11 protein-coding genes are annotated in these 11,787 nt (G+C 50.9%); 7 read left to right on the top strand and 4 right to left on the bottom strand.

Annotated features, from left to right (window positions below; translation table 11 throughout):
• Positions 1–63: 63 nt before the first annotated feature.
• From AC07OI_RS24920 to AC07OI_RS24905, 4 genes are all read right to left on the bottom strand, one after another.
• On the bottom strand, positions 64–324 hold the full coding sequence (locus AC07OI_RS24920; protein ID WP_492709219.1) for a hypothetical protein: 261 nt from the start codon (positions 322–324) through the stop codon (positions 64–66).
• A 185-nt stretch (positions 325–509) separates the two neighbouring features.
• A complete protein-coding gene (locus AC07OI_RS24915) occupies positions 510–1,043 on the bottom strand; it encodes a hypothetical protein (RefSeq protein WP_495259091.1) in 534 nt (177 codons plus the stop codon).
• 111 nt (positions 1,044–1,154) lie between these two features.
• Complete coding sequence (locus AC07OI_RS24910; protein WP_492709216.1) at positions 1,155–1,349, bottom strand: hypothetical protein; 195 nt, start codon at positions 1,347–1,349, stop codon at positions 1,155–1,157.
• A gap of 151 nt (positions 1,350–1,500) precedes the next feature.
• Entirely contained in the window at positions 1,501–1,842 is a 342-nt protein-coding gene (locus AC07OI_RS24905; RefSeq protein WP_492709215.1) for a plasmid stabilization protein, read from the bottom strand.
• A 250-nt stretch (positions 1,843–2,092) separates the two neighbouring features.
• On the opposite strand from AC07OI_RS24905, the gene AC07OI_RS24900 reads away from it, so the two are divergent.
• The 7 genes from AC07OI_RS24900 to AC07OI_RS24870 all read left to right on the top strand — a co-directional run bounded on the left by AC07OI_RS24900 (position 2,093) and on the right by AC07OI_RS24870 (position 11,719).
• Positions 2,093–2,785, top strand: coding sequence for a helix-turn-helix transcriptional regulator (locus AC07OI_RS24900; protein WP_495259090.1), 693 nt, complete (start codon positions 2,093–2,095; stop codon positions 2,783–2,785).
• A 138-nt stretch (positions 2,786–2,923) separates the two neighbouring features.
• On the top strand, positions 2,924–3,991 hold the full coding sequence (locus AC07OI_RS24895) for a LacI family DNA-binding transcriptional regulator (RefSeq protein ID WP_492709211.1): 1,068 nt from the start codon (positions 2,924–2,926) through the stop codon (positions 3,989–3,991).
• 496 nt (positions 3,992–4,487) lie between these two features.
• The gene (locus AC07OI_RS24890; RefSeq protein WP_495259212.1) at positions 4,488–4,649 is read left to right on the top strand and encodes a maltose acetyltransferase domain-containing protein; all 162 of its coding nucleotides are present in this window, start codon (positions 4,488–4,490) and stop codon (positions 4,647–4,649) included.
• A gap of 88 nt (positions 4,650–4,737) precedes the next feature.
• Positions 4,738–7,050, top strand: a complete 2,313-nt coding sequence (locus AC07OI_RS24885; protein WP_495259089.1) for a TonB-dependent receptor — start codon at positions 4,738–4,740, stop codon at positions 7,048–7,050.
• 240 nt (positions 7,051–7,290) lie between these two features.
• Positions 7,291–9,237 carry an alpha-amylase family glycosyl hydrolase gene (locus AC07OI_RS24880; protein ID WP_495259088.1) on the top strand — a complete coding sequence of 649 codons (1,947 nt, stop codon included), beginning with the start codon at positions 7,291–7,293 and terminating at the stop codon, positions 9,235–9,237.
• A 134-nt stretch (positions 9,238–9,371) separates the two neighbouring features.
• Complete coding sequence (locus tag AC07OI_RS24875) at positions 9,372–10,376, top strand: PfkB family carbohydrate kinase (RefSeq protein WP_495259087.1); 1,005 nt, start codon at positions 9,372–9,374, stop codon at positions 10,374–10,376.
• Positions 10,373–11,719 carry an MFS transporter gene (locus AC07OI_RS24870; RefSeq protein ID WP_495259086.1) on the top strand — a complete coding sequence of 449 codons (1,347 nt, stop codon included), beginning with the start codon at positions 10,373–10,375 and terminating at the stop codon, positions 11,717–11,719. Before AC07OI_RS24875 ends, AC07OI_RS24870 begins: the two co-directional genes overlap by 4 nt.
• The last annotated feature ends 68 nt before the right edge of the window (positions 11,720–11,787 follow it).

Below are 11,787 nucleotides of genomic sequence, written 5' to 3'. Positions count from 1 at the left end.
AGAAGAACAAAAGCATATTCAGTTCCTGAACTGCAATTGAACCTATGAATTATATGCAACAAGCTAGTTCGGTTCGGCCAGGATGGCATCGATCTTCATTTTGGCATCACGGATGACGGCGAGTTTGGCTTCGGTTTCGCTGTTCGCCTTGAAGGGACCGCTGAATTGCTGACCGATTTCCAGGCCTTCAGCACCATATTTTTGCACTTCACCACTGGCAGACCAATGGCCATCGGGTCTTGGGAATGCAATCACAAAAATATCATAATTCTTGTAATGCATGGTTGGCGTTCGTTCGATTGTTGCTTGAAATCTGCTGTTCATGCTAGCTCCTTATCAGGTGTGTCAGTATCCGTAAAAACGGCATAAAAACAATGCATTAAGCCTGACCATGCCAGACGCTCAGAACTGGCGATGCAGGCAGATAATGAGTTTCACCGGTCTGTAAAAATTGCCGGAGACTGCATGCATTGATTTATTAGTTCATGTCTCTGCCTGAATATTGAGTTTCAATATTCAAAAACCGCAAGAACTCTCACACCCCGGTGAGCTGCGCCGCGCAAGCGTATCGCGCCTTTGTCGCTGAAGCGGTATTCCAGCCAAATATGATCATTGCCGCTTTGAGAATAGCGTAGGCCAAACCTGGACAGAGTACCCGGTTTTTCCTGCTTACCAGGCGCGGTTGCAGATTGGCTGTAATATTCCTTCGTGACGCGGGTATATAAGTCCTGCCCATTTCCAGCCTGAGTGCCGCCAGCTCTTCCAGTGAGCTGCGCATCAGAAATAGCGGGCACTGGCGGGCCATTCAGTTCAGTCCTGTCAGCTCCCCGTGCTGACGCTGCTTTCTCATCCACCGTGCTGGCATCACCTGGTTTGCTGGCTTTATTGTCGTCTGCAGTCAGTTCTCTGGATATGTCTTTGGACAGACCAGCCTGCTGCGCTGTAATGTCATTACCTGGGGGAGACTTTACTTCCTGTGCACAGCTATATTGCGCATACATCAACAGGCTACATACGACCAAGGCGAAATAATGAGCGCTCATGATCATCTCTTCAAGAAAAATGAAGCCAGCAAGATCATGGCCATTACCCCATACAAAACAAGTTGTGGCGTATGCATGATCTTCCCCTCTGCCAATGTGTACCTGTTGCTATTAATTTTCCACCAGGTTCATATGCCCTGGCAGCTTGGAATACGAACGACCTTGTGGTAGCTCTATCCTGATATGGGCATATTCCCATTCGACTTCATTTGCTTCCGCCGCTGCCTTCGCGGTCCGTAATGCAACGAGCAGCCATTGTTGTGCCGGTGCTTTATTGATGCCTATGATGATCATGATTTTACCCATGCAGAAGATTTATATATTTTTTTACATTTCTTTTTTACTTCTATTTCGCTTACTTTTATTATCTGCCTGAACTCTTTTTTTTTACTGCTTACTACTTATTACTCACTGCCTCTTTGCTGTTTTTTTTTGCTGTTATTTCTTGCCGTTATTTCTATTTACTACGCCTGCCATAATCAACTGCCTGCTCCAGTTCCGCTTTGTTCATGCCCGAACGCCCCCGGATATTTTTCTTGCGCGCTTCCTGATATAACTGCGCATAAGTGCGTCCCATTGGTCCGCTATGTGAATGAAGTCCGCCGCGTCTCCCTGCAGGCATATCCTGCAGGGAGGTTTTGCTCGCTTCCTTGCTTTCGCCATGCTGAGCCCTCTCTTTGTTAACGGTGCGTGCAGCAATTTCTGTAGCCAAACCGGGCTCACGACCACTTTTAATTAAACCATCCTTGATGTGTTTGAACTGGCGCTCTCTTTTGGCGCTCCAGGTGGCTTGTGGCATTGTTAACTCCCGTGTTTATTTTTCAATTTACTTCGTTTGTTCGCCCTGCATCCATGATCTGCATAGTAGTCTCCAGCCCTGAAGAACAAAATCGGACTAAGACGATAGTTACGTAAGACTATGCTGACGAAGTTGCTGTATTGCAGTGCAAGCTCCGCAAGGCGCAATATAGGTATGCAACAGGGTAAAATTGTGCAAATTACTACTGATAAATGAATTGTCATGACCCAGACAACAACTGAGCATATATATGTCGCGTACTGAACGCCTGTTACAGCTGATGCAAATCCTGCGCAGGCACCGCTATCCCGTCAGTGGTGCAGCCTTGTCGCAAGAACTGGGCATCAGCCTGCGCAGCCTATACCGCGATATCGCCACTTTGCAAAGCCAGGGCGCAAAGATCGCCGGCGAAGCTGGCATAGGCTATGTCTTGCAACCCGGCTTCACGCTGCCACCGCTGATGTTCACGGAAGAAGAAATTGCCGCTATCGCCCTGGGATCGCGCTGGGTGGCGAAACAGGCTGACCATAAACTAGCCCTGGCTGCGCGTGATGCCCTGGCAAAAATTGCTTCGGTCTTGCCAGCAGAAGCGAGACTGGAACTGGAAAACAGCGGCTTGCTGATAGGCCCCAGCAGCAGGAGTGGCGGCAATGATGAACAGTTACGCCAGATACGTCTGGCCATACGCAAGCAGCACAAACTCGTGCTCGAATATCAGGATGAAACCGGCAAAGCCAGCGAACGTATCGTCTGGCCCTGCGCCCTGTCCTTCTTTGATAATCTGCGCATCATTGTCGCCTGGTGTGAATTACGCAATGACTTCCGCCATTTTCGTACTGACCGCATACAGGGTTTACAAGTGGCAGATCAAACCTATCCGCGCGCGCGTCAGGCTTTGTTGAAAGAGTGGCGTGAGCAACAGGGAATCAAGCCTGAGCGTTAAAAACCGAGCCTCAGTGCACGTCAAACTTCCAGCAAGATTGCATAATTTCCGCTCTGGCTGATTTCGGTTTTATAATGGGGCTGAAAAAATCACATTGGTCCTACACTTAGTCCACACATTCAAACCAAGAACAATAAGATGAAAGCCAAGACGGACACTACAGCAGACACACACAAGTCCGCCAGCAAAGAGCAGCGCCGTCTGCAAATGGCTGATATCGCGCGGCTGGCTGGCGTCTCTACCTCGACGGTGTCGCGTGCACTGAGTGGCAGCAGCCTGGTCAATGATGAAACCCGTCAGCGCGTTGCCGAACTGGCGCGCTCGCTCAAATATTCCATCAATATCGATGCCCGCAATCTGCGCCTGAAGCAGACACGCACGATTGCCGTAGTCGTGCCCTTTGATTCTGAAACCCGCCAGCATTTATCTGACCCCTTCTTCCTGGGCATATTAGGTAGTCTCGCCGATGCATTGACTGACCGTGGTTTTGACATGCTGTTGTCACGCATCGATGCAGAACATCTCGATAATGCAGCGCAGATTTTTGATACCGGCCGGGTGTTGGGCGTGATTTTGATAGGCCAATGGCGGCATCATGATCAATTGAACCAACTGGCGGCACGCCATGTGCCCATCGTGGTCTGGGGTGCGCAACTGCCACAGCAATTGTATGTGACCGTGGGTAGTGACAATGTCACCGGCGGCCACAAAGCCACTGAGCACCTGCTGCAAAGCGGATGCAAACGCATCGCCTTTTTTGGGGACACGCAATTGCCCGAAGTAGCGCAACGCTATGAAGGTTATTGCAAGGCGCTGGCGCAGCATGGTATAGCCCTTGATGAAAAACTTGTGGTCCCTGCTTCATTCATAGAAGAAGGCGGCAAGCTGGCTGTGACAGAACTGTGCCGCCGCAAAATCAGCTTCGATGCCCTGTTTGCCTGTAGCGATTTGCTGGCCATGACCAGCATCAACAGTCTGCGCGAAAATAATTACCGGGTGCCGGATGACGTGGCCGTCGTTGGTTATGACGACATAGAACTAGCACGCTATTTCCACCCGCCATTGACTACGGTACGCCAGCCCATGGCGCAGGCAGGCCTGGCACTGGTCGATGCCCTGTTGACCTTGATAGAAGATGGCGATAGCAAGGCGCAGTTGTTGCCTACTGAATTGATGGTGAGGGCAAGCAGTGTTTGCCTTGGATAGTGCAACTCATACGAGACAGGTCCCTCGCTGGCCATGTTTCTTCCGCTTCAAATTCTCACGTAAAATTACGCCATTCGATTGACTGGTGCGTTGGAACGCACCCTACGGGATACGGCAAGCTTGGTCTATTTAGATTATCAACAATTATTGCAACCGATTGCAATAATTTAAAACGTTCCTACAGAAACCTCAAAAATCTCCCTCGATTTTCATTGTGCATTGCAACATAAATGACTCTATCCAGCCATCCTGTTGCTTACAAAACACATAGGTCGGCAGCTATGTTCGCCACACTTCAGCCAGAAGAAATGCTAAAGATGCGCGACTAGATTTCATAGGACGCAATCCTTTGCCCTGGCGCTCTCCCCTCGTCTCCACATGGACTTGGAAATTTACCATGAAGAAATGTTGCACCATTTTATTGCAATGCATCTTTGCAATCGATTGCAATAAAATGCGATTTACCAGATAATTCTCTTCACCTGCACTACAAAAGATCTTCAACAGCGTTTGCCTTGGCAAACCAGGGATCGCAAAAAAGCGCCATCGAGCACGGCAGCTGATTTTCAAATTCAATCAGACTGAACCGTCCAAAGAGCGCGGCGAAAATTGTTGGAGGTCTTTTGTGACTGACACAGCATCACTTCTATCAGCGTGATGCCTGTGCTCAGACAACAAGGTACTAGACATGCATGCGCAGACCTGTTCTGTGCAGCTTTATAAAAATGATGACAGCGGAGACAGCAATGAAATCATCACACATCAAAATGACGCGCATGGCCAGCGTCATTTCCCTGGCCTTACTGCACATGAACGGTGCATGGGCGCAAGACAATACAGCAGCACAGGATAAAGATAAAAATTCCCTGAACCTGAATTCAGTCATCGTGACGGGTACGCCTGTAGGTACTTCCAAGATGAAGGCCAGCGTATCCATCAGTACCATCGATGCTGATCAGATTTCTCAATCCGCCCCGACCAATGCGGCAGAAATCTTGCGCTCCATCCCTGGCGTGCGGGCAGAATCATCGGGCGGTGAAGGTAATGCCAACCTGACTGTGCGCGGTGTACCTATTTCTGCCGGTGGTGCGCGTTATGTACAGTTCCAGGAAGATGGCTTGCCACTGCTGCAATTTGGCGATATCGCCTTCGTCACACCAGACATGTATCTGCGCGCCGATGGCAGCCTGTCACATCTGGAAGTGGTGCGCGGTGGCACGGCATCGACCATGGCCACCAATTCACCAGGCGGCATCATCAACTTCATCAGCAAGACCGGCAATGAAAAAGGTGGCAGCATAGGCATCAGCAAGGGTGTGGATTTTAGCCAGACCCGCTTTGACTTTGATTATGGCGCAGCCCTGTCTGGCAAGACACGCGCCTTTATCGCTGGCTATTATCGTAGCGGCGACAGCTCACGCCCAGCTGGCCTTACAGCAGAAGAAGGCGGGCAACTACGCGCCAATATCACCCACGAACTGGACAATGGCTACTTGCGTCTGAGCTTTAAGCATCTGGATGACAAGACACCGATGAATATGCCAGTACCAGTCAGGACGGTGAATGGCAATATTTCTGAACTGCCCGGCATAGACCCGCGCACCGCCAGTTTTTATTCACCCTACTGGACACGCGATATTGTCCTCGATAAAAACAATAACAAGATAGCGACGAATGTGAACGATGGCCTGCACGTCGTTAACAATGCCTTTGGTGCAGAGGCATCCCTGAAACTGGGTGGTGGCTGGACCCTGGATGAAAAATTCCGCAAATCCAATAATACAGGTCGCTTTATTTCCATCTTCCCGGCTGATGCAGGTGTCAGCGGTGCCGCGGCAACAAATATGACTTACGCTACCGGCCCCAATGCTGGCAAGACATATACTGGTGCAGCATTCACGGCAACAGTCTTCAACACCTCAATTGATGACCTGGGAAGTACCGTCAATGACATGAAATTGTCCAAGGTATTTGAGACGTCCGGCGGCAAGTTTGCCACTACCGTAGGCTGGTATTCATCCCTGCAAAACCTGGGCGTGACCTGGAACTTCAATCAATACCTGATGCAAGCCAGCGGTGATAAACCTGCGCTGCTGAATTCAAATGGTACGATTGCCGGTACACCCGGATTGCTGGCGCAAGGTACGGATGTGTTCGGCGGCTGCTGCAACCGCAATATCGATGCACAGTACAAGACCAATGCCATGTATGCCAACCTGGGTTGGGAAAGCGGCAACTGGAACCTGGATGGCAGTCTGCGTTATGACAAACAGGATGCCAGCGGCACCTTCAATCAGGCAGTCAATCAAAGCTATCGTGCAGCCAATACCAGATTCATCAACTATGGCGTGAACCATACGTCTTACTCTTTCGGTGCCAATTATCGTGTCACCAAAGACATCGCCGTGTTTGCCCGCGTCAGCGAAGGCATCGCCTTCAATGCAGACCGCATCATGTTTGGTAATCCGCTGGATGGCAGCACGCCTATCAGTACCAATATCGTCAAGCAAACCGAGGCAGGCGTGAAATGGAAAGCCGGCAGCTTCAGCAGCTTTGTAACCCTGTTCCAGGCCAAGACAGAAGAATCGAATTTTGAAGCGACCACACAAAAATTCACTGCCAATAACTACGATGCCAAGGGTGTAGAAATTGAGGCCAGCTATCGCTACGATGCCTTCCGCGTTACTGGTGGCCTGACCTACACCAATGCCAGCATCACGGCAGCGAATGACAAGTCAGTAGTCGGCAAAACACCACGCCGCCAGGCCAGCTACACCTACCAGATTGCCCCCACCTACACCATGGGCGACGCCGTCTTCGGTGCCAGCCTGATAGGCACCAGCAAGTCCTATGGTGACGACGCCAACACCCTGATTCTGCCCGCCTTCCACGTCCTGAACGCTTTCGTCAACTACAACATCAACGACAAAGTTCAGGTCTCACTGAGCGTCAACAACCTGACGAACAACATAGGATACACCGAAGTAGAAGGCGACGGACATGCAGCAAGATCCATCAATGGACGCAGTGTAAAAGCGTCATTGAAATATAGCTTCTAGAACTTCGCTATATGTAAAGTGGCCTTGCATAAGCGTAGCGAGCGATGCTAGTTTGGGTTAAGAAGCGCAATCGTACTTAAGTACGATGAGCATCGCATGCCCAAAATCGCGCCGCGCAGTAGCTTAGGCAAGGCCACGAGTAGGAACCAGTCCCTGGTAGCACTTTAGGCTCCCCTACACCCCCAACATGTGGGGGAGCCATTTTTAATGACCCGTTTTTTCTAAGGCACTACCTGCATCATGTCTGCCGCATCGAACACAACACCATTCCTCACGGCCCTGCTCAGCAAGCTGGCACCGGGCATGCACGCGAGCATAGCGACCAGGCTGGCAAAGCATCTCCCCGATTTATACCAAACGTTGCTGGCACTGTATGGCAATCAATTCAGCAATGAACAAGCTTACGCTGCATGGCTGACAGAACTCTTGCAAGTCACAGGTGAATCTATCGCAGCACGCCCCCTGTCCTTGCAGGTTCTGGATGATGCCAGAAGTGCGGACAAGAACTGGTTCACCAAAGAAAACATGCTCGGCTATTGCTGCTATGTAGACCGCTTTGCCAGTGACTTGCGCGGCGTGCAACAACGTATCCCGCACCTGCAGGAATTGGGCGTGACTTACCTGCACTTGCTACCTTTTTTAAAAGCCCGTGCTGGCGAAAATGATGGCGGTTTTGCAGTAGCCGATTTTGATGCGATAGAACCACGTCTTGGCAATATGGCAGACCTGGAAGAACTCAGCGCTGCCCTGCGTGCAGCAGGTATCAGCCTGTGTTCTGATTTTATACTCAACCATGTGGCAGACGATCACCTGTGGGCTATCGCGGCAAAACAAGGTGACCCGCACTACCGAGATTATTTTTATCACTACCCTGATCGCACAATTCCAGATAATTTTGAAAAGCATCTTGGTCAGGTCTTCCCGCAAGTTGCCCCTGGCAATTTCAGCTTTGTGCCTGAATTGCAGGAATGGGTATGGACCACCTTCTACCCTTATCAATGGGATCTGAATTACAGCAATCCAAAGGTCTTTGCCGACATGGCGGCAGCCCTGTTGCGCCTCGCTAACCGTGGGGTAGAAGCTTTCCGGCTGGATTCAACCGCCTTTTTATGGAAACGCCCAGGTACAAAATGCATGAACCAGCCAGAAGCCCACCAGATTTTGCAAGCCTTGCGCAGTCTGGTAGAAATTGCTACTCCTGGTGTTTTGCTGAAGGCTGAAGCCATCGTTGAAACGGCAGAGCTCCCCGCCTACCTTGGCAACAACGGTGAGTCGAATTCAAAACAGGAGTGCCACCTCGCCTATCACAGCAGCCTGATGGCAGCCTCATGGGTCGCGCTGGCAGAACAGGACACCTGCCTGTTACGCCATGTATTTGCAGGCACGCCAGCACTGCCGCAACAAAGCAGCTGGCTGACTTATGTGCGCTGCCATGACGACATAGGCTGGAATGTGCTGCGGCCAGAAGCAAATCTGGAGACAGAAGATGTACAGCAAAGGCTGGCCGGGGTAGCGCGTTTTTACAGCGGCAATGGCAGCTATGCGCGCGGTGCCAGCTTCCAGGCTGACGGCCCGGCAGCAGTCCACGGCACGGTCGGCATGGCGGCAGCGCTGACCGGTTTTTCCAGCGCACAAACAGCAACAGAAAAACATCTGTCCAGGCAACGTCTGCTACTCTTGTATGGGCTGAGTTTTTGCTTTGGCGGCATGCCGCTGATCTATATGGGTGATGAGCTGGCACAACTGAATGATGAGACCTACCAACACGTGCCCGCGCAGGCAGCAGATAGCCGCTGGTTGCACAGGCCGGTCTGGAATGAGGAATTATATGACCAGCGTCATTCCAGTTTGCATGATGCAGGTGCTGTATTCACTGTGCTGGGTCATATGCTGCAACAACGCCGGCAATTGCCGCAACTGGCAGCACAGGCAGCACGACATTTGTTGCATGCAAAAGATCCTGCCGTGCTGGCTTTTTTACGTGGCAGCACGGATGCGCCTTTGCTGTTTTTGGGGAATTTTTCAGAGAGCAGCATCAGCTTGAATATGGCGGAACTGCTGGCGGACTATGATATTCCTGGGCAAGGCTGGGTTGATCAGTTGAGCAAGCTTGATGTTGATAATACCTTGACCTTGCAAGCATATTCGCAACTATGGCTGGTAAAGAAACAAGGGCTTACAGTTTAAGTGCTAGTTTGATTAGCCGAAACCCATCCCCACCCTGACCCTCCCCTCGAAAGGGAGGGGTTTATGAATGGTATCAAGGATTTGAAACCTGCAATTACCCCCCCAACTAAAGCACGCTAACAGAAAAGAAACCCATGTCATTGCAAAGCAAACCCATCATCATCTTTGGAGAAACCCTGATCGATGATTTCCCTGATCAGCCTGTAGTTGGCGGTGCGCCTTTCAATGTGGCACGCAGCCTGGGTTATTTTGATTGTGCGCCCCTGATGATTTCGCGTGTGGGTAATGATGCGACTGCAGAATTGATACGCGCTGACATGCAGCGTTTCAAATTGTCTGCAACTGGTTTGCAGACTGACTTGCACTACCCCACAGGCCGCGTCAAAGTCACGCAAGACGATAGTATGGACAAGGCCAAACACCATTTCGAGATTTTGCACGAGCAGGCATATGACTACATCGATAGTCAGATAGCCATCACTGTCATGCAACAAGCAAGCTCAGCACATGGCCAAGGTATTTTTTACTTTGGCACACTGGCACAAAGAAACCCTGTATCACGCGCAGCCTTGTATGGTTTGCTTAAGGAGACACAGGCACTCAAGTACCTGGACTTGAATTTGCGCGCCATGCAATACAGCCTGGCTACCATAGAGCAATCATTGCAGTTTGCCGACATACTCAAGGTCAATGAAGAAGAATTGCAGATACTGGCAGAAATTTATCTGGACAAGCCAAAGACAGAAAACGAAGCTGCACTGGACGATAGAGATATCCAGACCCATGCAACAGCATTGATAAGTCTATTCAAGCTGCAAGCCATCATCGCCACCCTGGGTGAGCGCGGCTATGCCTATCTGAATGAGACTGGGCAGTACCTGCGCAGTACAAGCGAAGCTGTCAAAGTTGAAGTCGTTGATACTGTAGGTGGTGGCGATGCCTTCTCCGCTATCTTTTTACTTGGCATGCAGCGCGAATGGCCTTTGCACATCAGCCTGCAGCGTGCCCATCAATTTGCGGCAGCCATTTGTGGTGTACGCGGTGCGGTTGCCAGCGATGCTGGCTTTTATGAGCAATGGCAAGGACGCTGGAATGCAGAAACCCTGCCAGTCATTGAAAGCAGTGGAGCAAATTCATGAATGCAGCCATAGCCAAGCCGCAGCAAATGACAGGTAAACCTCGCCTGTCATTCTGGCAAATCATCAACATGAACTTTGGTTTTTTTGGCATACAGTTCAGCTTTGGTTTGCAGCAAAGCAGCATGAGCCCCATCTATGCTTACCTGGGCGCTGACGAAGCCAGCCTGCCCTATTTGTGGCTGGCCGGGCCGGTGACAGGCTTGCTGGTGCAACCGCTGATCGGTGCCATGAGTGACCGCACCATCAGCCGCTGGGGTAGGCGCACGCCTTATTTCCTGATTGGTGCAGTATTGTGCAGCCTGGGTTTATTGATCATGCCCTTCAGCTCTACACTTTGGATGGCTGCCGGTTTGCTGTGGATACTTGATGCTGCCAATAATGTGACGATGGAGCCCTACCGTGCCTTTGTCAGTGACAAGCTCGATGCCAGCCAGCATTCTGTCGGCTTCCTCACGCAAAGCGCCTTCACCGGCCTGGGGCAAACCCTGGCTTACCTGACACCATCGATACTGGTGGTGACAGGCATGAATAGTAATAGCGTCAACAGCCATCACATCCCCTACATCGTCATCGCGGCTTTTATCATCGGTGCTGTGTTTTCAATCGCCTCTATCTTGTGGACTTTGAAGACGACGCCAGAAATCCCTTTGACGGCTGAGCAACTGGCACAAATCAGGCAACAAGCCACAGGCTGGCGTGCTACTCTGGCCGAGATAGGCCTGGCAATAAAAGAAATGCCACCGACCATGCGCCAACTGGCGCTGGTCAAACTGTTTCAGTGGTATGCCATGTTTTGCTACTGGCAATACATCATGCTGTCGCTGGGGCGCAGCATATTTGGCACCAGTGATCCCAGTTCTGCCAGCTTTCGTGAAGCGGGATTATTGAATGGACAGATAGGCGCTTTCTACAATTTCATCGCCTTCATTGCCGCCTTTGCCCTGGTACCTTTCACCCGCCGTTTTGGGCCCAAGATCAGCCACGCAATGTGCCTGACACTGGCGGGCTTGTGCATGATCAGCATACCAGCCATACATACACCAGCACTATTATTTATCCCCATGCTGGGCGTGGGCCTGGCCTGGGCCAGTATCATGGGCAACCCCTACATCATGCTGGCAGGCAGCATACCGGCAGAGCGCACGGGAGTGTATATGGGCATATTCAATATGTTCATCGTCATCCCCATGATCATACAAATCTTCACTCTGCCGCTGTATTACCAGGCCTGGCTGGGTGGCAATCCTGAAAACGTGATCAGGCTGGCCGGTGGTTTACTGATTTGTGCGGCGCTGGCGGTGGGTTTGGTTAAGCTACAGAAAAAGCAAATCTTTGCGGGTTGACGGAAATCCCATCTAAGATCCGCAGCCTGCGTATTTTCTTTGTCATTCCAATTGACGTCAATCTTGCT

This window comes from Undibacterium sp. GW821-FHT07F11 (genome assembly GCF_059418665.1).
The sequence above is the reverse complement of the archived record's forward strand: the minus strand, read 5'-3'. Positions and strand labels throughout refer to the sequence as shown.